This window comes from Achromobacter sp. 1014246743, assembly GCF_059760725.1.
Genome location: NZ_JCBANA010000009.1, coordinates 36,359 through 58,695, shown reverse-complemented (window position 1 = coordinate 58,695; position 22,337 = coordinate 36,359). Strand labels below are relative to the sequence as shown.

Genomic DNA, 22,337 nt, shown 5'->3' with positions numbered 1-22,337 from the left:
GGCCGCCTGTGACCCAGGCGGGGATTCGACACTGCCTACCCTTTAGCCCCCAACTAACTTCAAGCCCCCAAAATTTTGGCGAAACTTCAATGAATTCAGGGACTTCTAAAAGGTTTACAGTAACCCGGTATTCTAACACGCCGATACGACCGCATTACATCTTAAAATGAGCGGTTTGCTTGCCCGTATCCATCGACCGGGCGCCCTGTCTGCCGGAACCCTGCAATGACCCAAGCTGCTCCCCCGAACGCCGCGAATCCCGCGAACGACTCCCAGGAACTCTCCAAGAGCTTTGAACCCGCCGAACTCGAATCCCGCTGGTATGCCGAGTGGGACAAGCGCGGGTATTTCGCCGCCGGATCGCACGTAAAAACAGGGACGGAATCAAAGCCCTACGTCATCCAGTTCCCGCCGCCCAACGTGACGGGCACGCTGCACATGGGGCATGCATTCAACCAGACCATCATGGACGGCCTGGTGCGCTACCACCGCATGCTGGGTGACGACACCGTATTCATTCCGGGGACGGACCACGCCGGCATCGCCACGCAGATCGTGGTTGAAAGACAGCTGGACGCCCAGAAGGTTTCGCGGCACGACCTGGGCCGCGAAAAATTCGTGGAAAAAGTCTGGGAATGGAAGGAAAAGTCGGGCAACGCCATCACCGGCCAGGTGCGCCGCCTGGGCGCCTCGGCAGACTGGCCGCGCGAATATTTCACCATGGACGACCGCATGTCGCGCGGCGTGGTGGAAACCTTCGTGCGCCTGCATAAACAGGGCCTGATCTACCGCGGCAAGCGCCTGGTCAACTGGGACCCCAAGCTGCTGACCGCCGTGTCCGACCTGGAAGTGCAGTCTGAGGAAACCGACGGCCACATGTGGCACATCCTCTACCCCTTCGTCGATGGCCCGCAGACCATCGTCGACAAGGACGGCCAGACGGTGACGCTGCGCGGCATGACCATCGCCACCACCCGCCCCGAGACCATGCTGGCCGACGGCGCGCTGTGCGTGCACCCCGAAGACCCGCGCTACAAGCACCTGGTCGGCAAGCAAGTCGAACTGCCGCTGTGCGACCGCAACATCCCCATCATCGCGGATGACTTCGTCGACCCCGAATTCGGCACGGGCTGCGTGAAGATCACCGGTGCGCACGACTTCAACGACTACGCCTGCGCGATGCGCCACGATCTGCCGCTGATCGTCATCTTCACGCTGGATGCGCATATCAACGAGAACGGCCCCAAGCAGTTCCAGGGCATGGAACGCTACGAGGCCCGCAAGGCCGTCGTGGCCCAGCTGGAAGCCGACGGCTACCTGGTCAAGGTCGAGCCGCACAAGATGATGCAGCCCAAGGGCGACCGCACCGGCGTCGTGCTCGAACCCATGCTGACCGACCAGTGGTTCGTGGCCATGAGCAAGCCGGCCCCCGAAGGCACGCTGAACCCGGGCAAGAGCATCACCGAAGTGGCGCTGGAAGTCGTGGCCGATGGCCGCATCCAGTTCTACCCGGACAACTGGACCACCATCTACAACCAGTGGCTGAACAACATCCAGGACTGGTGCATTTCGCGCCAGTTGTGGTGGGGCCACCAGATCCCCGCCTGGTACTCGGAAGACGGCCAGGTGTTCGTGGCACACGACCAGGCCGAAGCCGAAGCGCAGGCGCGCGCCGCCGGCGTGACGGGCGCGCTCACGCGTGACCCGGACGTGCTGGACACCTGGTTCTCGTCGGGCCTGGTGCCCTTCACCACCCTGGGCTGGCCCGACAAGACGGCCGACCTGGAACGCTACCTGCCGTCCAGCGTGCTGGTCACGGGCTTTGACATCATCTTCTTCTGGGTCGCCCGCATGGTCATGCTGACCACGCACCTGACCGGCCAGATCCCGTTCAAGCACGTCTACGTGCATGGCCTGATTCGCGACGCGGACGGCCAGAAGATGAGCAAGTCCAAGGGCAACACGCTCGACCCGGTCGACCTCATCGACGGCATCGACCTGGACGGCCTGGTGGCCAAACGCACGTATGGCCTGATGAACCCCAAGCAGGCCGGCAGCATCGAAAAGGCCACGCGCCGCCAATACCCGGACGGCATCCCGGCCTTTGGCACCGACGCGCTGCGCTTCACCATGGCCGCCTACGCCACGCTGGGCCGCAACATCAACTTCGACCTGAAGCGCTGCGAAGGCTACCGGAACTTCTGCAACAAGCTCTGGAACGCCACCCGCTTCGTGCTGATGAACACCGAAGGCCATGACCTCACCGGCACGGAAACCGGCGAACTGTCGTTCGTGGACCGCTGGATCGTCAGCCAGCTGCAGGCCCTGGAAGCCGACGTGGCGCGCGGCTTTGCCGACTACCGCTTCGACAACATCGCCAATGCGCTGTACCGCTACGTCTGGGACGAATACTGCGACTGGTACCTGGAGCTGGCCAAGGTGCAGATCCAGACGGGCACGCCGGCCCAGCAGCTGGGCACCCGCCGCACGCTGATCCGCGTGCTGGAAGGCGTGCTGCGCCTGGCCCACCCCATCATTCCGTTCATCACCGAAGAACTGTGGCAGAAGGTCTCGGTCGTGGCCGGCAAGCGCAAGGAAGGCGTCGCCGACAGCGTCAGCGTGCAGCCCTACCCGCAGGCCAACCCGGCCGCCGTGGACACCGCCGCCGAAGCCGATGTGGCCGAACTGAAGGCCCAGGTCGAAGCCGTGCGCGCGCTGCGCGGCGAGATGAACCTCTCGCCCGCCCAGAAGGTGCCGCTGTGCGCCCAGGGCGACGCGCCCACGCTGACCCGCAACGCGCCTTACCTGGCCGCGCTGGCCAAGCTGAGCCAGGTCGACGTGCTGGACGTCCTGCCCGATGCCGGCGCGCCGGTGCAGGTGGTGGGCGCCAGCCGCCTGATGCTGCACGTCGAAGTCGACGTGGCGGCCGAACGCATCCGCCTGGACAAGGAAATCGCGCGCCTGGAAGGCGAGATCGCCAAGGCCAACGGCAAGCTGTCCAACGCCAGCTTCGTCGAGCGCGCCCCGGCGGCCGTGGTCGAACAGGAAAAGGCCCGCGTCGCGCAGTTCGGCGAGACGCTGCAGAAGGTGCGCGAACAACGCGGCAAACTGGGCAATTGATGCCTGGCGGGCATCACGCCTGACGCCCCCCCTCAAAGCCCCGGCCCCGGTCCGGGGCTTTTTTCTTTGCGCGGCTGCCCTGCGCCCGATCTGGCGTGCCTGCCGCGCCCGCCAGTCTAGACCCCGCCGTCGGTCATTCGATACCAGGTGACGACAGCGTTCACGTACAGCCTGCGCAGGCCATAGAGCGGGAACGGCGTTACGGGCGACAAGGGCACCGGCAGCGCCTTGGCGTCGCCGCTGACCACGTACTGCGCCATGGCGCGGCCCATGCTGGTCTGCAGGCCCACACCACGCCCCTGGCACCCGATATCCACCAGCAGACCGGGTTCGGGTTCGTGCAGATGAGGCAGGTAGTCCCTCGTGATGGCGACCCGCCCGCACCAACGGTATTCGAAGGAGGCGCCCGCCACCTGCGGGAACATCTTGACCATCACCCGCTCCAGGTGCGCCCAGTCCTCGGGCCCTTTGGGTTCGCGGAACGGACCGCGGCCGCCCATCAGCAGCCGGCCCTGGTGGTCCAGCCGGAAGTACAGCAGCAGATTGCGCGTATCCGAGGTGACGTGGCCTTGCGGGAAGATGCCCGCACGTAGTTGCTCGGGCAGCGGCGCCGTGGCGACCTGGAAGGTATTGGCGTCGATGATCGAAGTTTTCAGCCCGGGCAGCAGGTCAGCGCCATAGGCGTTGGTGCACATCACCACGCGGTCAGCAATGACGGTCGCGCCGCGGGCCGTGGTAGCGGTCCATCTGCCGCCGTCCCGGCGCAACCCGGTGACAGGCGTGTCGGTGTGGATCACGGCGCCGGCATTCAGGGCCGCCCGGGCCAGGCCGCGTGCGTAGCTCAGGGGCTGTATGGCGCCCGCGCGCCGGTCCACCCAACCCCCCAGGTATCGGTCGGTGCCGATCAGGCGCGCGACTTCGGCCTTGTCCAGCGGTTGCGCATCGGCGCCATGGCGGGCCCACTGCGCCGCACGGGCATGTGCCAGGTTCAGCGCGGCGGCATTGTGCGCCCCCTGGATCCAGCCCTGGCGCACATGCGGCACGTCCATCGCGTGGCGCTCGATCAGGTTGAACACCGAATCCGCCGTCGCCCCGGCAAAGCGCACCAGGCGTTCGCCCGCCTCGGCGCCGAACATGGCGACCAGCGCGTCCGGATCGTATTTCAGGCCCGGAATGACCTGACCGCCGTTGCGCCCCGAGCCGCCGAAACCGATTTCGCGCGCTTCCAGCAGGACCGTGCGCACGCCCTGCTCGGCCAGGTGCAGCGCGGTGCTCAGGCCGGCATAGCCGCCGCCCACGACCAGCACGTCGGCCTGGGTCGATTGCACGAGCGGCTGGGTGTCAGGCGGCGGCGCGGCCGTGGCGGCCCACAGCGACGGGGACAGGGGAAACGGCGTCTGCGGCATGGCGGTTCCTTACATGGGGTGCAGCACGCGGCGCAGGAAGTCCTGCGTGCGGGGGTGCTGCGGATGATTCAGCACTTCACGGGCGGCGCCCTGCTCCACGATCACGCCGCCGTCGAAGAACATGACGCGGTCCGCGACTTCGCGAGCGAAACTCATCTCGTGCGTCACGACCACCATCGTCATGCCCGCTTCGGCCAGCTTGCGCATCACGCCCAGCACGTCGCCGACCAGTTCCGGGTCCAGCGCCGAGGTCGGCTCGTCGAACAGGATGGCCTTGGGCCGCATGGCCAGCGCGCGGGCAATCGCGACGCGCTGCTGCTGGCCGCCGGACAGCTGCGGCGGATGGGCGTCGGCCTTGTCGGCCAGTCCGACGCTGGCCAGCAGCTCGCGCCCCCATTCCAGCGCCTGCGCGCGCGGCTCGTGCTTCACGTAGATCGGCCCCTCCACCACGTTTTCCAGCGCAGTTCGGTGGGGAAACAGGTTGAAGCGCTGGAACACCATCGCCACCTGCGTGCGGATCGACACGATGGACGCGGCATCGCAGTCCACCCGCTCGCCATCCACGGTGATGCTGCCGGCGTTATAGCGTTCCAGGCCGTTGATGCAGCGCAGGATGGTGGACTTGCCCGAACCGGACGGCCCGATGACGCAAACAACCTCGCCCTTGGTGACTTCGGCGTCGATGCCCTTGAGCACCTCCAGCGAACCGAAGCTCTTGCGTACCCCCTTGAGTTCGATCATTTGGCGGCACTCCTTTTTTCCAGGTGGCGCACCAGCAGGATCAGCGGCACGCACATCACCAGGTACATCAGCGCCACCAGCGAAAACACCGTGGCGTTCTTGAAGGAGGACACCGCAATCAGCTTGCCCTGCAAGGCCAGTTCGGCGACCGTGATGGTGGAGGCCTGCGACGAATCCTTGAGCATCATGATCATGATGTTGCCGTACGGCGGCAGCACGATCTTGACCGCTTGCGGCAGCACCACGCGGCGCATGGTCAGGCTCCAGCTCATGCCCATGGCCATGGCGGCCTCGATCTGGCCGCGATCGATGGCCTCGATGCCCGCGCGGAAGTTCTCGGCCTGGTAGGCCGAGTACGCCACCCCCAGGCCGATGATCGCGGCCTGCACGGCCGTCAGCGACACCCCCATGTCCGGCATGACGAAGTAGATGTAGAACAGCAGCACGATGATCGGGATGCCGCGCAGCAGGTTGATCACGCCCGCGCTGAATTTGGCCAGGTACTTGTTGCCCGAGACGCGCATCAGCGCCCACACCAGCCCCAGCACCGTCGACAAGGCCAGCGAACCCAGCGTCACCAGGATGGTGAGCTTGGCGCCTTGCAGCAATATCGGCAGGTATTCCGCCGCGTCCTTGAAGAATTCCGTCATGCTTCATCACCCCAACAAGACTGCGCTCGCGGGCGCCGGCCGTGCCCGGCCCGCCCGCGCGCACGATGCACGCAGGTCGGGCGCATGCCCCGGCGGCCCCACCCTCAACCCGGCGTCAGGCGCCCAGGCCCCACTTCTTCAGGATGCGGTCGATGGAGCCGTCCGCCTTCAGCTTGACCAGCGCCTTGTTGATGCGGTCCAGCAAGGCCGTGTCGTCCTTGCGCGTGGCCAGCCCCAGGCTGCCCATGACGGTAGGCTGGTAGGACTGCGCCATTTTCAGGTTGGGATAGTTGCCCTGGGTCAGGATGTAGGCGGCGATGGGGAAGTCCATGAAGCCGCCCTGGATGCGGCCGGCGTTGGCGTCGCGCATCATGTCAGGCGGGTTGTCGTAGAGCTTCACTTCCTTGAAAACACCGCTTTTCTGGATGGGTTCGACAAAGGCGGTGCCCACCTGCACGCCCACCGTCATGCCCTGCATGTCGGCGAAGGACTTGTATTCCTTGTTGTCGGTCTTGAGCACCATCAACCCTTCGCCGTAGCGATACACGGGCTCGGAAAAGCTCACCACCTGTTGGCGCTGCGGCGTGATGAACATGGCCGCCGAGACAATGTCGATGCGCTTGGACGTGAGCGAACCGATCAGCGCGGAGAAGGCCATGGGCTCGATCTGCACCTCGAACCCCGCCTCTTTGCCGACCGCCTTCACGATGTCGACCATCACGCCTTCTATGCTGTTGGTCTTGGTATCGAGAAACGTGAACGGGCTGCCGGTGGGCGTCGAGCCCACTTTCACCACCGTTTGGGCCTGCGCGCCCGCGGCCGTGGACAATGCTGCAAATACAGAGACAACCAGAGTCTTGAATTTCATGACATTTCCTCATCGTGGCAAAGAGTTCCAGGCGCTGCCTGGAAGGCGGATGATCCCCAGTGTCATCGCGCCGCTTTACTGCCCGCGCGCTCAACGCGCCCGTTGCGTCTCGTCCCCCGCGGCTTGAGTGATATTGGAAATGGCCCAGATGACCTCGGTCGCCTGCGACCCGGGATTGCGCCAGCGCCGCGGCGTGCTGCTGGCATAGCAAAAGCTGTCGCCCTCGTTGAGCAGGACGACGCGGTCGCCCACCCACAGCTCAAGCGAGCCCTTGAGCACCACGCCGATCTGCTCACCCTGCCCCGTCACGAAAAGCTCGTTACCGGTCGAACCACCCGGCTCGATGGTGCAGCGGCACAGATCCATGCTGTGGCAGGCTGGCGGCGTATACATCTCTTTGACGATGCCTTTCTCGCGCAAGTCGATGTAGCGGTGCGTGCCAGCCCGGGCGACCCGGCCGCCGTCTTCGCCTTCGGTGTGCTCGGCGTTACGCAGCAAGGCGTTGACCGACACGCCGAACTCCCGCGCCAATTGGTGCAGCGTCTTGACCGAGGCGGAACTCAGGCCCCGCTCGATCTGGCTGAGCAGGCCCAGCGACATCCCGCAGGCCTGGGCCACATCAGCCAGCGAGCGGCCCTGGCCCTTGCGCAACTGACGCAGTTGCTGGCCCAGCCAGAGATCCACCGCGGACTCGGGACGCCCCGCCAACGCGGCCGGCTTGGGCAGCGGCGAATCCACGCGCAACGAGGAAGAGGATCGGCTCATGTGAAAATTTCATTTTTATATAATTTTCAATACTAAGGAGCACGGGAAAGCGCCACAACCTAGGAACATCCCTAGCGGTGGGGCAATGCGGATTAGAGGGTCAGACACCAGGGCGCCCTGCCGCGCGGCCCTCTCGAGCCATGGCAGGACTACGCGTGCGCCGGCATGGCGCACCGCAACGAATCACGCCGTCTTGGGCTTGGAGAAACGGCGCTTTTTCTTCGGCTCGGGCAAGGGTTCGCCGGCCAGCTCGGCCAGGTAACGCTCGTCGGCCAGGGTCAGCCAGCCTTGTGCGCGGGCCGACTCGATGAGTTCAGGCCGGCGGGTGACTGTCAGCGCCAGCGAACGCTCGCGGCGCCAGCGCGCGATATTCGCGTGGTGGCCGCTGAGCAACGGCGCGGGCACGGATGCGCCCTCGTACACCTCGGGCCGCGTGTAATGCGGGCTGTCCAGCAAGCCGGACAAGGTGTCGTTGAAGGAATCCTGCAGGGCAGAATCGCCGTCGTTCAGGACGCCGGGCAACAAGCGCACGGCGGCGTCGATGACGGCAAGCGCCGCGATTTCGCCGCCGGACAAGACGAAGTCGCCCAACGAGATTTCATGCGTGACGCAGCGCTCGATGAAGCGTTGGTCGACGCCTTCGTAGCGGCCACAGATAAGGATCAGGCCATCGCTGGCGGCCAGGGCCTCGGCGCCTGCCTGGTCGTAGCGCTTGCCCACGGGCGCCAGCAGCGCCACGGGGGCCGGCGCCAGGCCTTGCGCCGCGCGCGCGGCTTGGGCAGCGCCGACGGCGGCCTCGAGCGGGGCCGCCATCATCACCATGCCGGGGCCGCCGCCATAAGGGCGGTCGTCCACGGTGCGGTGTATATCGTGCGTGAAATCGCGCGGATTCCAGGCATGCAGGGACCACCGGCCCTGGGCATGCGCCCGGCCGGTGACACCCAGGTCGCGCACCACCCCGAACATTTCGGGAAAGAGCGTAACGACGTCAATGCGCATCAGAGATCCGCGGGCCAGTCGCTATCGATGCGGCGAGCGGCCAGGTTGACGGCGTGTATGTGCGCGCGTACGAACGGAACGAGCATTTCGGCGGGCTTTCCCTTGGCGTTCAGAAGGGTTTCGGGACCATCGGCCCCCACCTTCTGGCACAAGACCTTCAAGACGGCATGAGCGCCGTTATCTAGGACTTCGTCCACCACGCCGATGAGCGCGGATTCGCCGCTCGCCGTGGTGTACAGCGAGCAGCCAATGAGATCCACCCAGTAGTATTCGTCTTCTTCGGGCGCAGGGAAGGAACCCCGCGGCGCCTGCACGGAAAAACCGCGCAGGGCTTCGGCCTGGTCACGATCGGAGATGCCGCTCAACTGGGCCACCACGGTGGCACCTTGCGAACGGGCTTGCACGACCTTGTATGCGACAGGCGCAGACGCGACAGCGCCCCGCGCCAATTCAGGCACAGGGCGAGTCAACCACCATTGAGAAGCTGAGAGCAGCACTTCGGCGTTGGCCGAATGCGGCTGCACCTTGACCCAGCCTTTCACACCGTAGGCCGCAGTGATGCGGCCCAGCTCGATCAAGTCCGCAGGCGCCGCGTTGGAAGTTGCGGCATCAGACATGTATCGGGCAGTCGGTTTTATCTAGCGTAGTAAAAACTAGCAGGGTTCAGGCTAAACGACGCGGGCAATCAAGCCGCGGCGGAAACCTTGGCCGAGTAGTCTTTGACCAGACGCTCGACAGCCGGCGACAGCTGGGCGCCGTTGCTGGTCCAGTGCTGCACGCGATCCAGCGCAATGCGCAGGTTTTCCGTACCTTCGTTGGCAACGGGGTTGTAGAAACCCACGCGCTCGATGAAACGGCCGTCGCGACGGTTACGCGAATCGGTGGCCACCAGGTTGTAGAACGGACGCTTCTTGGACCCACCGCGGGCCAGGCGAATCACCACCATAGGTAATCCCTTGAATTAGTTGTGAAAAACGGGAAATTCTAGCACTTAAAGAAGCCGGCTGGCAAATGCAGGTGCTGAAAAATCGGGAGTCGCGCGGGATTTGTGTTCTAAAACACCACATGCGGGTATTCTAGAAATCCCTAAATACGGGCCGGAGCCCGCCGCAGACAGAGTGTAGCCCGTCGGGCACCCCTGTGCTGCCTGTCAGCGCGTTTGAAGAATATACCTGATTGCAGAAATCGGCGTTTCCCTCAAACTTCCTCTTCCGGAGGGTGCAACATGAAGAACCGTAAAGCTGTCTTCACCCCTGTCGCACGGCTGGCTTTGACAGGTTTGCTGGCGGGCATGCTGGCGATGCCGCTGGCGGCGTCGGCCCGGGTGCTCGGCGCGGCGCTGACCACCGCCACAGGCAAAGTCACGGCGGTAGACCCCGCCACCCGGACCATCACGCTGCAAGGCGCCAACGGCAATGTCGTCGATGTCCAGGCCGGACCGGACGTGCGCAACTTCAAGCAGATCAAGCCGGGCGACACGCTGACACTGGATTACTACGAATCGGTGGCCGTCGACGTGCGCCCCGCCGGTTCGGGCGCCCCTGAAGTGGTCACCGACACAGCCGCCACCCGCAGCGCCAAGGGCGCCAAGCCCGGTGGCGCGGCCGGCCGACAAACCCGCATCACGGCCGAGATCTGGCATATCAATAAAAGCGCCAACCTGGTCACGCTGAAAGGCCCGCAGGGCGGCCTTCGCACCATCCAGGTCCAAGACCCCGCCATGCAGGCCCGCCTGGCGCAACTGAAGGAAGGCGACCTGGTGGACTTCACCATTACCCAGGCCGTGGCAGCGGCGATCCACAAGTAGGCCGTTGCCCGCCAATAAAAAGGCCAGCCTTCGCAGGCTGGCCTTTTTATTAGGGACGCAACATGCCTAACGGCGCCGCAAATAGTGCACGCCGCGGCCGTCGGTTTCGTGCTGCGCAACCAGCGCATTGCCTGTCTGGCGACAAAAGGCCTGGAAGTCGCGGATGGCGTTGCGGTCGGTGGTGATGACGCGCAGCACCTGACCGCTCTCCATCTGCGCCAAGGCCTTCTTGGCACGCAGGATGGGCAGCGGGCAGGTCAGCCCGCTGGCATCCACATCCTGGTCGAAGGACAGCGCCTGTGCGCCGGATTCGGCAACCATGTCAGAGACGCTCATCGACCCACTTCTGCACGCTGGCGATCGCGGCCGGCAGGGCCGCGATGTCGGTGCCGCCGCCCATGGCCATGTCGGGGCGGCCGCCGCCCTTGCCGCCCACCTGGCTGGCGACAAAGCCGACCAGGTCGCCGGCCTTGATGCGGTCGGTCAGGTCGGCGGTCACGCCGCCCACCACGCTGATCTTGCCATCGGCCGAGCCGGTGGCAAGCAGCACGACCGCTGGCTTGAGGCGGTCTTTCAGGTTGTCGACCATGCCACGCAGGGCCTTGGGATCGACATCGCCGATGCCTGCGGCCAGGACCTTGATGCCCTTGACCTCGACCGCGGCGCTGCTGGCCAGGTCGTTGCCGGCGCTGGCAGCCAGCTTGTTGCGCGATTGCTCGAGGTCTTTTTCGAGCTGCTTGACCTGATCCTGCACCTGGGCGATGCGGGCCGGCAGGTCGGCGGGCGTGCTGCGCAGCATGCCGGCCACCTGGGTCAGCAAGGCATTCTGGTTCTGCACCCAGGCCAGGGCGTTGTCGCCCGTGATGGCCTCGATACGGCGCACGCCGGCAGCCACGCCGCCTTCGGACACGATCTTGAACAGGCCGATGTCGCCGGTGCGGCTGACGTGGGTGCCGCCGCACAGTTCGCGCGAGAAGCCGATATCAAGCACGCGCACCGTGTCGCCGTATTTTTCGCCGAACAGCGCCATGGCGCCGCCCTTGACCGCGTCGTCGTAGGCCATGACCTGGGCCACGGTGGGCTGGTTGGCCAGGACTTCGGCGTTGACGATGGCTTCGACGCGCGCGATCTGCTCGGCAGTCAGGGGAGCATCTTGCGCGAAGTCGAAACGCGTCTTGTCGGGATCGACCAGCGAGCCACGCTGCTGCACATGGGCGCCCAGCACCTGGCGCAAGGCCTTGTGCATCAGGTGGGTGGCGGAGTGGTTGCGCACGGTGCGGGCGCGGCGCACCGCGTCCACGCGCGCCAACAGGGTATCGCCCACCGACAGCGTGCCCTCTTCGAGGGTGCCGTGATGACCGAACACGCCGGATTGGATCTTCAGGGTGTCGGCGACCGCAAAGCGTACGCCCGCAGCTTCGAGCAGGCCGGTGTCGCCCACCTGGCCGCCGGACTCGGCGTAGAACGGGGTGGCATCCAGCACCACGACGGCGCTTTGGCCAGCCTGGACCTGCTTGACCTGGGTGCCATCGACGTACAGGGCGGTAACCTTGACGTTGTCGAGCTCGAGCTTTTCGTAGCCCTCGAAGCGCGTTTCGGCGCCCTCGTAGCTGAGGCCTTCGGCCATCTTGAATTTGCCGGCAGCGCGCGCCTGATCGCGCTGGCGTTCCATGGCGACTTCGAAGCCGGCCATGTCGACATCGACCTCGCGCTCGCGGCAGATGTCGGCGGTGAGGTCCACCGGGAAGCCGTAGGTGTCGTACAGCGTGAACAGCGTGGTGCCATCCAGTTGGCCACCCTTGGGCACGTTGGCCAGGGCGGTGTCCAGGATGCGCATGCCGTGTTCGAGGGTTTCGCCGAAACGCTCTTCTTCCTGCTTGAGCACCTGCGCCACGCGCTCGGCCGTGGCGGCCAGCTCGGGGTAGGCTTCGCCCATTTCGGCGACCAGGTCGGGCACCAAACGATAGAAGAACGGCTTGGTCTGGCCCAGCTTGTAGCCGTGACGCAGCGCACGGCGCACGATGCGGCGCAGCACGTAGCCGCGACCTTCGTTGCTGGGGATCACGCCGTCGACGATCAGGAACGAGCAGGCGCGGATGTGGTCGGCGATGACCTTGAGCGAATTGTTTTCCAGATCCTTGACGCCCGTTTCGCGAGCGGCGGCGGCAATCAGGTGCTGGAACAGGTCGATTTCGTAGTTGGAGTGCACACCCTGCAGCACGGCGGCAATGCGTTCCAGGCCCATCCCGGTGTCGACACAGGGACGCGGCAGGCGCGGCATGTTGCCGGCGGCATCGCGCTCGAACTGCATGAACACCAGGTTCCAGATTTCGATGTAGCGGTCGCCGTCTTCTTCGGGCGATCCCGGGGGGCCGCCCCAGATGTCGGGACCGTGGTCGTAGAAGATTTCCGAGCAGGGACCGCAGGGACCGGTGTCGGCCATCTGCCAGAAGTTGTCCGAGGCATAGCGGGCGCCCTTGTTGTCGCCGATGCGGATGATGCGCTCGGCCGGCACGCCGACTTCCTTGACCCAGATGTCGTAGGCTTCGTCGTCTTCCTGGTAGACGGTGACCCAGAGCTTTTCAGCGGGCAGCTTGTAGACCTGCGTGAGCAGCTCCCAGGCGTACTGGATGGCGTCGCGCTTGAAGTAGTCGCCGAAGCTGAAATTGCCCAGCATTTCGAAGAACGTATGGTGGCGGGCGGTGTAGCCCACGTTCTCCAGGTCGTTGTGCTTGCCGCCCGCGCGCACGCTGCGCTGCGACGACGTGGCCCGCGTATACGACCGCGATTCCTTGCCTGTGAACACGTCCTTGAACTGGACCATGCCCGAATTGGTAAAGAGCAGGGTCGGATCGTTGCCCGGCACGAGCGACGACGAAGGAACGATGGTGTGTCCCTTGGACTTGAAGAATTGCAGGAACTGCTGGCGAATCTCGGAGGATTTCATCTTGGATGAAGCAGGATTTAGGCGAATCGTTGATTATAGAGGGTAGTCGGCGGCTTGCGCTGCCAGGCCCGCCTGCCCTCAGCGCATGCAGACGTACCCCATGGTCCAGCCCACCTCGGCATCCCAGACGCCCCCCGCCGACACCAGCACTGCCGAGTACCCCGGCGGACAACTGCAGGCGCCCGTGCGCGGGTTGGCCGTGGATTCACCGCTTTGCTGGACGCACCCTCGGGGATGGTTAAGGCTGAATGCGCCGCCAAAATCACCCCCACTGGCCTGCTGCCACAGCCCTGCCTGGCAACTCAGCAGTTCTCCGGATTGCGCACGGGCAATGCCCGCGGGCACCCCGTGGCAGTCCTGGCCCAGGCGTGCCTGCCCCTGCAATTCCAGGTATTCGCCCCCTCGCAGCCGACCGGCAACCGTCAGGTTGCCCTGCAGGTCCGGATCCCGGGCGTCACGCAGTTTGACGTATTTGTCTGCCTCGGAACGTTCCAGGCCCGCCCACGACACGACGGTACCCGGCGGATAGGTCGGTGCACCCGGTGCGGCGGGGTTGTCGAAGTTGAAAGCGGTGCCCCGCAACGCGGCGGGCGCCGTTGGCCACACCGCGCCGCCATAGCCGCCCGCGGACTCGATCACCACCGCGATGGCAGCCAGGTCGGGATATTGCGTCCCCGATTTCAATAATGGCCGGTCGGCAAAGACCAGGGCATCGAGACGGCAAGGTTGCCCGGGGCACGTCGCCGTGCGCACGATCCGGACCTGTACGCCAAAGGCCAGAGCTGACTGCGCGGGGAAACCGGCCGGCAACGCGCCGACCCGGCGCAGTTCATCAAGCGTCGGCGCCAAGGAATCAGCGAACAGGGCAGACCCGTCCCCTGCCGTCGGCACCTGACCCGCGGCCCAGGCGTCGAAATGTCGCAACAGCGTCTGCTCCATCGCGGCTCGCACCTGGGCCAGCCAGACACCGGTGGCGCGTGCGGCGGAGTCCTCGATGCGGTGTGCCACCTGGCTGGATGCCCAGATCGCGATCATGGCCGTCAATGCCAACGCCAGGGCCAATTCAAGCAGGGAGAATCCGCCCTGCCCCGCCGACGTTTGCCCGGCGTTCCCGCCAGGCCTGCGATGGTGCCCGCACCCTGTGCCCCCGGACTTCGCGTACCTGTTCATTTGGCGGTGAACACGAATGTGTTGGTGTCACCCTGGCTGCAGCGGGTCTGGGCCAACGCCGCGCGGTAGGGAATGGCGGGCACGGCCAGGGCATTCTTGACCACGCCGGAGCCGTTGTCGCCCTCGATCGAAATGACCTCGGACACGCGCTGCAATACGGAGGCCAACGCCGGGCAAGCCGCATTGCTGACGTTGTTCAAGGTGACCGTGAACGCCGCCCCTACCCCCGCACCGTCCAGCGACGCCGCAGCGACCCGGACGACCCCGCTGCTGCCCGTTCCGCTTCCCCCCAGGCCGTGTGCGATGCGAGCCGAGGCGCCCGTGCCCTGCACCGACAACACGCTGGAATCGCGCAGCATATTGGCCATGGCGCCCGTATCCAGCCCGGCATAGGGCGTGATGCCGCCGCCCTGTGCGTTGACCCGCATGCTGACGATGAAGCGCTGCAACTCCTCGGCTACCTTGGGTACCTTGTTTTCGATGACGTAACTGCCGATGGCCGGGATGCCGACAATGGCGATCAATAGGACGATCGCCGTGACGATGGACACCTCCACCAACGAAAACCCTTGCTCGCGCCCGCCGCCCGCGATGCCTGCCCTGCACTGTTCCATTCGCCTCTCCATGGTGAAAAAAAACCGCTACCGCAATGAGCCTGGCCGCAATCAGCGGCTGGCGTAGAAATTCGTGAGCGCCAGGCGCAATTCGTCTATGACCGCGTAATGCCACAACGTGATGCCCAAAGCCGTGGCGACCGAGCCGATCAGCAATGCCCAACGCAGCACGGCGGCCTGCAGCCGCACCCGCGCCAGCAACCGTGTTTCGACCCGGAGCCGGACGCGTTCAAGGCCCGCTTCCATGCCCAACGCCCCCATCATGTCCGCCATGAACCACCAGGTTTCGGGGTCCAGCAGGCCCGTATCGAAGATCTGGGCATCGGTGGCACCGCCATCGATACGCATCAGCATGCGTTCCAGGTGCATGGCCAGCCACGCGGGCGCGCCACGCCCCTGTACGGTGAGCGCGCGCCGAAGCCGCGTATCGGCAGCGCCATGCTGGCGCACCAGCACCGCCAGCAAGGAAAGAAACCGGATGGCGTGGAAATCCCGGTGCAGACGCCAGATCAATCGCCTGTCCAGCCAGGCCCGGGCGGCGCCGGTGTAATGGGGCAACGACCACAGGGTCAGCCCTCCGAGGCCCGCCACCATGACCAGCCAAGGCACCAACCAATGGCGAGCAGCCGCCGCCAATGCGAACAAGGCCCGGGTCTGCCGGCCGTAGTCTTCGGCCGGCAACGCCTGGAATACCTGCTGCAGGCGCGGCGCGGTGAACAGCGGAATCGCGCAAAGCATGGCGAGCGCCACGGCAGCGGCGACCACGCCGGCGGCCGCCGTGGACACAAGGGCAAAACGCGCCTCGGCAGCCAGCCTGGCCGCTCGCGCCAGATCGCGCAACGCGGCGGCAAGATCGCGCAACGCGGCGGCAAGATCGCCGCCCTCTTGCTGCACACAGGCCAGCAGCAGGCATTCCGACGTGGGCAAGGTGCCCTGCCAGGCCGCCCCCAGGTCTCCGCCGACGTCTTGATAGGCCGCAGCCCAGTACTGCGACAGGCGGCCGCGCGACGAGCCAGGCCCATAGCGACGCGCGTCGTCCTCGAACAGATCGCGCAAGGTCCGGCGGCCCTGCAGGCCATCGATCAGGTCGGCGAGGTACTCGTAGTAATCGGCACGGTGCGGCAAGAAGCGCCAGGCATCCCATCGCAGCCCCAGGCCGGCGTGGAAGCGGCGGTGCCAGGAGACCGCCTGCGGCACGAGCTCAGCCATGGGTGGTCTCCGGCGCGACCGCGGCCGCCTGGCACAAGCCCAGGTCGAAACGACGCAGCAAGGCCCGGGGGTCCACCTCACCCTGGGCTGCCTTGAACAGGGCACTGTTGAGTGCCTTGGCGCCCCGAGTGGCCTCGTCACGCCAGGAAGCGTCCGGCAAGGGTCTTGCCGGGGGACGCAGCGGCGCGTAATCCCGCTTGCGCACACAGTCCAGGAAGCCTGCGGCGTGTTCAGGTTCGATCATTTCCGCCGCCACGCTGCGGCCGATCGTGCCGTTGAGTTCGGGCATCTGCGGCCGACGGCACTCGGCGCAGCCGTCCGGATTACGCACCTTGAGTGCGGCCACGTCCAGCAGGAAGGTCCGCTCGAGTGCCGCCATCCAGACCCGCCAATGCTCGGCTTCGTGCGGAGCATGACGCCGCTGCGCTGTCCCCCAGAGTTGCGCCGCGGGCCAGGCGCAGGCCGGGCACAACCTGGGCAACAGGGTCTGGTAGACCAGCAGTTTGAGGATGCCGGGCGCGGCCAGCAACTCGCGCGAAACGCCGATGGCATCCGAGGCGAGGCGCTCCGGAATCATCGCCGCCGACCCGGCGTGCGTCGTGGCGTACAGGCTGATGCCCGAACTGGCCAGGTCCATGAAGGCGCGCCCGGTGTCGACGTCGCGTATTTCGCCAATGAGCAGATCGTTCAAGGCTGAACGCTTGATGGTCTTGAGCTTGGCATCGAATGCCGGCCAGCCGGATGCGGTCAGGGAGCCACCCAGGCTGTTCTGCAGCGCATTGCCGATGACGTATTCGACCGGATCTTCCAGCGTGATGACTTTGCGGGTCGGGGCAATGCCGCGCATGAGCGCAGCAAGCGTGGTGGACTTGCCGGCCCCGACCACACCGGCCAGCACGATGGCCCCGCCCTCGCGCTCGCGCGCGCCGAGCAACGTGGCCACCTGGCCCGGAAGATAGCCGAGCGCGCGCAGATCGCTGCCGCCCGTGGCATCCAGCCGCAGTATGCGCAGGCATACCGAGGGCCCCGCATCGGTGGCCAGCGACGCCCACCGCAGCACCACGGGGACGCCGGCCAATTCCAGCGCGATGCGCCCCTGTTGCTCGAGCGCAGGATCGAACACCGCGCCATTGCCCCCGCGGACATCCATCCATGCCACCGCCAGCACTTCGAGCAAGGTGGCGTTGGACAGTCCGGCGAACCGTTCGGCAACGACGTATTCCCCGTGGATGGTGTAGCGGACCTCGCACCCCTCGCGTCGCTGGTTGATGTTGATATGCACATCGCTGGCCCCCTGGCCCACGCCCCACCCGACGATATCCAGGAACAATGCCGCCAGCGCGGACGTGCGAGCAGCCTGCCGGGGACCACTGCGACGGGACAGGCCGTGGGCGGTAAGCTGGCCGCGCGCGACCATGAGCAGCAATGCCGCCGGCAGCAGATAGCGCGACGGCTTGGCGAGCCGGTAACCCTGCGCCCGCACCATGCGCTCCACCTCATCGATCGCGTCGCCGACACAGAACTCCTTGACCGCGAAGATGGCGACATCGCCGTTTTCGAACAGCACCGGACAAAGACGCCCCGCCATGGCGGCGAGATCGAACTCGCGGCCGAGCGCCCGCGAGAAGGCGGGATCGAGACGTGCGATGTCTTCGGGCGCGTTCAGCGAGCACAAGGCGGCCCCCAGGGCGCCGGAGGAGGCGGATGGCGAATTCATGGCGCGGGGCTCCCCATGTCCAGGCAGGCACGGACATCACGGTCATCGCGGCGCAGCCGCACGCAACTGTCTTCTACCGCGATCAATTGATACGCCTGAGAGACCGTTGCCCCCGCTACCGGCGCGGCCCGGCCCGCCTGGTAGCGCAGCAAGGCGCCGTTGACGATCAGCTCCACCTGCAAGCGCCGGGCCACCCCGAAGATGGCCGATACGCGTATGTCGTCGGGTACTGAGCGGGTCGTCTGCGGCACTGCCATTGCCTTCACAGGACAAATGCCCGGCACCCGGCAATCGGCCAGCGCGGCGGCAGCGTCCGCGCGCAGCAGGGTGCGGACGGTATCCGCTTCCGGCCAGGCCTGCGGGTCGGCAGGTTCGACGGCCGGTTGCGCCCTGGCCCCGGCCACCAGGATGGCGCTGCCGACCAGGACCACCCCACGCCGTAGCGACAGGACGCCGCTGGACAGTTGCCGGATGCTAATGCTGTTCATATAGGACTCCCTGCAATTCGGCGACCAGCGTGCTTGCGTTGAGACTGGACCGGAGTTGAGGCTGGATATTCACGGCCAGCCGGGACCAACGTGCCACGCCAAGCCGGCCCGGCAACAAGGCAAAGGACCGCAAGGGTCCATTCAGCGTGAGCGCCCGCGCACGTATGTCGGGTGTCGGCACGGCCGGCGCATCCGGCCCCGCGGCCGCAGCGGCGACACTGGCCGCCGCTGGCAATGCCACCACCGCGGGTGACATGACAATCGAGGTGAACGCCGGCCGCAATTGCTGCAGGATCACCGCCGCCCCCGTATCGACCTGCAGGGACGTCGGCAGTGTCTGGTGGGCCAAGTCCTGGACATCCGAAACCACCTGCCAGGACAGCGAGGCATCTTCGAGCGGGCTGAACGACACATGCCAACCGCGCGGCAACCTTGCGAACAGGCCCTGGTTGGTGGCCAGCGGATGCACTCGGGTGTAGCTGGCACGGCAGGACCAGCGCTCGGCAAGCGCATCGCACTGCGCACGCCGCAGGGCCCAGCCCTGGACCTCGATCGGCACTTTCGCGACTGACGTCAGCAACCGTGCAATTTCCGTGGCGCCATGCGCGGGAATGGCGCTCAGCACGGCGTGTCGCACCCGGCGAGCGACATCGGCGGCCTCCTGTGGCCGGGACACAGGCGCCTCGGTGCGCGAAGGCGGCGCGACGAACTGGCGCCACAATGCAGGCGCCACCACCGACAGCGCCAGGCAGGCGAGAAACCAGCGCAGCACGCCGGGCAACGTGTTCCACCGCGACGGCAGCACGGACAGCTGGGCGACGGGATCGACCGCCTCCAACAGCGCGGCGTAGACTTCACGCGCATCGCGGCCAGCCAGGTCAGGCCGAGCACTCATCAGCCGCGCGTGTTCGCGTAGCGCCTCGTCATGAGAATCGAACAGGCGGTCTGCCTGCGACAGCACGGTGCCGCCGTGCGCCGCCACCAACCAGTGCTGCCCGGTCGGCAGAGGCACCAGGCTATGCCCCCCATCGGGGTAGCGCAACGCAAACAATTGAGCCGCCGCCAATTGGCGTGACGCGGCGACCACGGCGCCCGCACGGCGCCAGCGCCGCGCACCGTGCAGCGTGCCCCGACCATACCCCGCCACGGTGGCAGGCGATCCGGCCACTACATAATGCGTGGCTCGCAGGCGGCGGCCGCGCGCGCGGGCCAACGATGCCACATCGGAGCCGATCAACGCGTGCCACCGCAGACCGAACGCCAGCCCGCGATCTGTGCCAGGGCATTCGACAAGAAGATATTGCGGCGCTCGATTCACACCGGAGGTGCCGGAAAATGGGCGCATCAGAACCCCTCTTCGACCTGGGCCGTAATCAGGATCAGCGTCGTCACGCGTTCGGTGGCGGCACTATCCTGGCCGCCTGTCGCCAACGGCAGCCCCGGCGCCAGGCGCTGGCGATCATGCTGATCCTGGCTACGGTCAAACCCGGAGACGATGACGGGCTGGCCCGGTCGCAGTTCTATCTGCTGCACCGTGCCGTTGCCATCCACGGTGATCTGCTGCACCTGGACCTGGTTGCCCCGCTCGCCGAAGGTGACGGTCTTCAGGGGTTGAGCCACCGCGTTGTCGTAGGCGACGGACAGCAGGATCTGGCCGTCGTCCTGGACGTCGGGCACCAAGGTCAGAAACGAACCAACGGTTTCTTCCTTTTGGCTGATGGACACGGCAGGCAATGAACTGTTGGCGCCGTCTGCCGTCATGCCCGGTACCGCCGTACTCTGCACCCGGTCGATATACGAGAACGTGGTTCGCACGGCGTGGGTAACGGGCCGGCGATTGAGGGTCAGGACGGGCACCCTGCTATGCCGCACGACCGCCCCCGTGGTGCTCAGCGCCGACAGGATGGCCTTGGACGCATCGAAAGGCCCACGCCCCGCCGCCACCTCGAGTGCACCGGAGGCCGCAGCCGGCACCGCCGGCATTGCCAGCCGTGCCGCTCCCCCGGCCGCGGCATAGACGGCGCTCCAATCGATGCCCCCTGATGCCGTGTCGCGGGAAATCACGGTGATTTCCTCGAACACGATCCGGACCCGCCGCGTCAACGCCTTGTTTTCGCGCTCGAAGAAGCGGCCTACCCGTTCCAATGCCTCGGGCGTATCAGTGATGACCAGCGCGGTTTCGCCTTCGACCGCATCGGCGATGACGCCCGAACGGGTCAGGAACGCCTGGGCCTGCGCGCGCAGGATCGCCAGTGCCTTGTGCTCGCCGCCGGACAGCGATGTGCTGGAGGTGTTTTCGAAGCCTTCCGCTTCGGCCCGCCCTGCGCGTCCCAGCCGCACATCCACCTTGCTGGCCAAGGACAGCGCACGCAAATCAAACACCCGCGTATCGGTGCGATAGAACTCCAGGGCGTTATGTTCGTAACGCCAATGCACCGAATAGCGAGCCGCCACCGCATCAAGCAGATCGGCCAGCGGCTGCGAACCGGCACGGACCTCGAAGCGTTGCGCAGCAGGCGTGGCCAGAGCGCCGTTGACCGCCAGGCGCGGCAGGAACAGGTCCAGCGGCAGCAACGCATCGGGCCTGACGCGCACCGGCATGCCCGTGGCAGTGGCCAAGCGCTGCGCCAGCGTGGACAGGTCAGCGTCGTCGGCCAGCATCAGCGTGGTCTGCACGTTCTCGCGCAAGGCCGGCGGCAGGGAGACCTCGCGCGCCAGCGGCTGGGGCTTGCCCGCCAGCCAGGGTGTGGCGACATCCTGGGCGGCCTGTCGGGCGTTTCGATCGGTGAGGCTGTCGGCAAAGGTCTGATGCCGGGAAGTGGCGTCGGCCTGCTTGCGTTCGGCAGCCTGGCGCAGGGCGGCAACCTGCTCGGTCAGCGCGCAGCCGGCAAGCTGGCCGAACAGCACCAGGACAATGGCATGGCGAAGATTCATGCGGCCCCCGGCGTCGCGGTCAGCCGCGTGCAGGATTGAGCGAGGGGCACGACACGCAGCACCCGATTGCCGTAGAAACACGGCTGCAACGGCTTTTCAGCCAATTCGGTAGCGCCGAGGAGCCCGCGTACTGCGGACTTGAAATCGCCCGGGAAGTCCGCCGAGGCCGCCAACGGGATGTCGACATCGACCGCCCAATGTTGCGGCTGGAAGGTCCAGCCCGCCATGTCAGCCCAGCGCACCAGCACCGCGCGCAAGGTCGCGTCAGGCGGCGCCGCCCGGAACAGCTCGACAGGAGGTGGCGCTTGCGGAGCCGTTGGCGTGCTGGAGACAGGTTGGACAGCAACGGCGCCGGACTCGTGCAGCGGCGCCAGCGGACCCGCCCCGGCCTGCGCTGCCGGAACTGCGGCTAAGGCTGTCGTGGGGGCTGCGGGCGCGAGCGCGGCGGCATCCTGCCCGCGCTGCGCGCGGGCCGCCAATCGGCCGCCGCGGAAAGCCAGGGCACGCCAACCGCCCGCCAGCACGACATAGGGTTCGCGACGCACATAGGGCAAGGCGCGCTCGCCTTCGGGACCCACTCCGAAGATCGCCGGCAGCGCCTGACCCGGCGCAAACTGCAGCCAGGTTTCCCGGCCGTCGTCAAACACCTGCATCGGCGCGACGGCGGGGTCGCCTGACAAGTGCCAGTCAAAGCGAAAGCCCTGCTCGGCCGGTCCCGAGGCCTGCCAGGAGGTGCCCGCCGGCCGTTTGGCCAGGGGCATCGTGCAGCCTGCCAAGCCTGACAAGCTCGCCGCCAGAAAGAGTATTCGAACCATGCCTCACCGCAAGCAAAAGGCGAACCGGAAGCGGATCGCGGTGAAGACATGGTGTCGCAAGGCCAGGCGCCGCAACAGACTGGCATG

General features: G+C 66.3%; 20 protein-coding genes. 2 read left to right on the top strand and 18 right to left on the bottom strand.

Annotated elements, in window-relative coordinates:
* The first annotated feature begins 225 nt into the window (after nucleotides 1–225).
* A complete protein-coding gene (locus AC6LJ2_RS06030; protein ID WP_498151018.1) occupies nucleotides 226–3,120 on the top strand; it encodes a valine--tRNA ligase in 2,895 nt (964 codons plus the stop codon).
* A gap of 116 nt (nucleotides 3,121–3,236) precedes the next feature.
* On the opposite strand, the gene AC6LJ2_RS06025 is transcribed toward AC6LJ2_RS06030, so the two are convergent.
* The 8 genes from AC6LJ2_RS06025 to rpsP all read right to left on the bottom strand — a co-directional run bounded on the left by AC6LJ2_RS06025 (nucleotide 3,237) and on the right by rpsP (nucleotide 9,495).
* On the bottom strand, nucleotides 3,237–4,526 hold the full coding sequence (locus tag AC6LJ2_RS06025) for an NAD(P)/FAD-dependent oxidoreductase (RefSeq protein WP_445658607.1): 1,290 nt from the start codon (nucleotides 4,524–4,526) through the stop codon (nucleotides 3,237–3,239).
* 9 nt (nucleotides 4,527–4,535) lie between these two features.
* On the bottom strand, nucleotides 4,536–5,267 hold the full coding sequence (locus AC6LJ2_RS06020; protein ID WP_263913733.1) for an amino acid ABC transporter ATP-binding protein: 732 nt from the start codon (nucleotides 5,265–5,267) through the stop codon (nucleotides 4,536–4,538).
* Entirely contained in the window at nucleotides 5,264–5,917 is a 654-nt protein-coding gene (locus AC6LJ2_RS06015; RefSeq protein WP_498151017.1) for an amino acid ABC transporter permease, read from the bottom strand. The genes AC6LJ2_RS06020 and AC6LJ2_RS06015 overlap by 4 nt, the downstream gene beginning before the upstream one ends.
* A 115-nt stretch (nucleotides 5,918–6,032) precedes the next feature.
* Complete coding sequence (locus AC6LJ2_RS06010; protein ID WP_263913732.1) at nucleotides 6,033–6,785, bottom strand: ABC transporter substrate-binding protein; 753 nt, start codon at nucleotides 6,783–6,785, stop codon at nucleotides 6,033–6,035.
* Nucleotides 6,786–6,875: 90 nt separating this feature from the next.
* Nucleotides 6,876–7,550, bottom strand: coding sequence for a helix-turn-helix domain-containing protein (locus tag AC6LJ2_RS06005; RefSeq protein ID WP_263913731.1), 675 nt, complete (start codon nucleotides 7,548–7,550; stop codon nucleotides 6,876–6,878).
* A gap of 183 nt (nucleotides 7,551–7,733) precedes the next feature.
* Entirely contained in the window at nucleotides 7,734–8,549 is an 816-nt protein-coding gene (gene trmD / locus AC6LJ2_RS06000; RefSeq protein WP_025135209.1) for a tRNA (guanosine(37)-N1)-methyltransferase TrmD, read from the bottom strand.
* Nucleotides 8,549–9,166 (bottom strand): ribosome maturation factor RimM, encoded by a 618-nt coding sequence (gene rimM, locus AC6LJ2_RS05995; protein ID WP_498151016.1) that lies wholly within the window; start codon nucleotides 9,164–9,166, stop codon nucleotides 8,549–8,551. Before rimM ends, trmD begins: the two co-directional genes overlap by 1 nt.
* Before the next feature lie 68 nt (nucleotides 9,167–9,234).
* Nucleotides 9,235–9,495, bottom strand: a complete 261-nt coding sequence (gene rpsP, locus AC6LJ2_RS05990) for a 30S ribosomal protein S16 (RefSeq protein WP_025135207.1) — start codon at nucleotides 9,493–9,495, stop codon at nucleotides 9,235–9,237.
* Between the two features lie 279 nt (nucleotides 9,496–9,774).
* Between rpsP and AC6LJ2_RS05985 the strand changes: the two genes are divergently transcribed.
* Nucleotides 9,775–10,356: a hypothetical protein gene (locus AC6LJ2_RS05985; RefSeq protein WP_263913729.1), complete on the top strand. Its 582-nt coding sequence runs from the start codon at nucleotides 9,775–9,777 to the stop codon at nucleotides 10,354–10,356.
* A 66-nt stretch (nucleotides 10,357–10,422) separates the two neighbouring features.
* On the opposite strand, the gene AC6LJ2_RS05980 is transcribed toward AC6LJ2_RS05985, so the two are convergent.
* The 10 genes from AC6LJ2_RS05980 to AC6LJ2_RS05935 all read right to left on the bottom strand — a co-directional run bounded on the left by AC6LJ2_RS05980 (nucleotide 10,423) and on the right by AC6LJ2_RS05935 (nucleotide 22,250).
* Nucleotides 10,423–10,692, bottom strand: coding sequence for a sulfurtransferase TusA family protein (locus tag AC6LJ2_RS05980; protein WP_263913728.1), 270 nt, complete (start codon nucleotides 10,690–10,692; stop codon nucleotides 10,423–10,425).
* The gene (gene alaS / locus AC6LJ2_RS05975; RefSeq protein WP_498151015.1) at nucleotides 10,679–13,303 is read right to left on the bottom strand and encodes an alanine--tRNA ligase; all 2,625 of its coding nucleotides are present in this window, start codon (nucleotides 13,301–13,303) and stop codon (nucleotides 10,679–10,681) included. The genes AC6LJ2_RS05980 and alaS overlap by 14 nt, the downstream gene beginning before the upstream one ends.
* A gap of 78 nt (nucleotides 13,304–13,381) precedes the next feature.
* Nucleotides 13,382–14,338 carry a prepilin gene (locus tag AC6LJ2_RS05970; RefSeq protein WP_498151030.1) on the bottom strand — a complete coding sequence of 319 codons (957 nt, stop codon included), beginning with the start codon at nucleotides 14,336–14,338 and terminating at the stop codon, nucleotides 13,382–13,384.
* 131 nt (nucleotides 14,339–14,469) lie between these two features.
* Nucleotides 14,470–15,087 carry a type 4 pilus major pilin gene (locus AC6LJ2_RS05965; protein ID WP_498151014.1) on the bottom strand — a complete coding sequence of 206 codons (618 nt, stop codon included), beginning with the start codon at nucleotides 15,085–15,087 and terminating at the stop codon, nucleotides 14,470–14,472.
* 51 nt (nucleotides 15,088–15,138) lie between these two features.
* On the bottom strand, nucleotides 15,139–16,296 hold the full coding sequence (locus AC6LJ2_RS05960; protein ID WP_498151013.1) for a hypothetical protein: 1,158 nt from the start codon (nucleotides 16,294–16,296) through the stop codon (nucleotides 15,139–15,141).
* Nucleotides 16,289–18,013 (bottom strand): ATPase, T2SS/T4P/T4SS family, encoded by a 1,725-nt coding sequence (locus AC6LJ2_RS05955; RefSeq protein WP_498151012.1) that lies wholly within the window; start codon nucleotides 18,011–18,013, stop codon nucleotides 16,289–16,291. The genes AC6LJ2_RS05960 and AC6LJ2_RS05955 overlap by 8 nt, the downstream gene beginning before the upstream one ends.
* Nucleotides 18,010–18,501 (bottom strand): hypothetical protein, encoded by a 492-nt coding sequence (locus AC6LJ2_RS05950; RefSeq protein WP_263913722.1) that lies wholly within the window; start codon nucleotides 18,499–18,501, stop codon nucleotides 18,010–18,012. The genes AC6LJ2_RS05955 and AC6LJ2_RS05950 overlap by 4 nt, the downstream gene beginning before the upstream one ends.
* Complete coding sequence (locus tag AC6LJ2_RS05945; protein ID WP_498151011.1) at nucleotides 18,488–19,846, bottom strand: type IV pilus inner membrane component PilO; 1,359 nt, start codon at nucleotides 19,844–19,846, stop codon at nucleotides 18,488–18,490. The genes AC6LJ2_RS05950 and AC6LJ2_RS05945 overlap by 14 nt, the downstream gene beginning before the upstream one ends.
* Entirely contained in the window at nucleotides 19,846–21,435 is a 1,590-nt protein-coding gene (locus AC6LJ2_RS05940) for a hypothetical protein (protein WP_263913720.1), read from the bottom strand. The genes AC6LJ2_RS05945 and AC6LJ2_RS05940 overlap by 1 nt, the downstream gene beginning before the upstream one ends.
* On the bottom strand, nucleotides 21,432–22,250 hold the full coding sequence (locus tag AC6LJ2_RS05935) for a TrbG/VirB9 family P-type conjugative transfer protein (RefSeq protein ID WP_445658603.1): 819 nt from the start codon (nucleotides 22,248–22,250) through the stop codon (nucleotides 21,432–21,434). The genes AC6LJ2_RS05940 and AC6LJ2_RS05935 overlap by 4 nt, the downstream gene beginning before the upstream one ends.
* Nucleotides 22,251–22,337 lie beyond the last annotated feature (87 nt).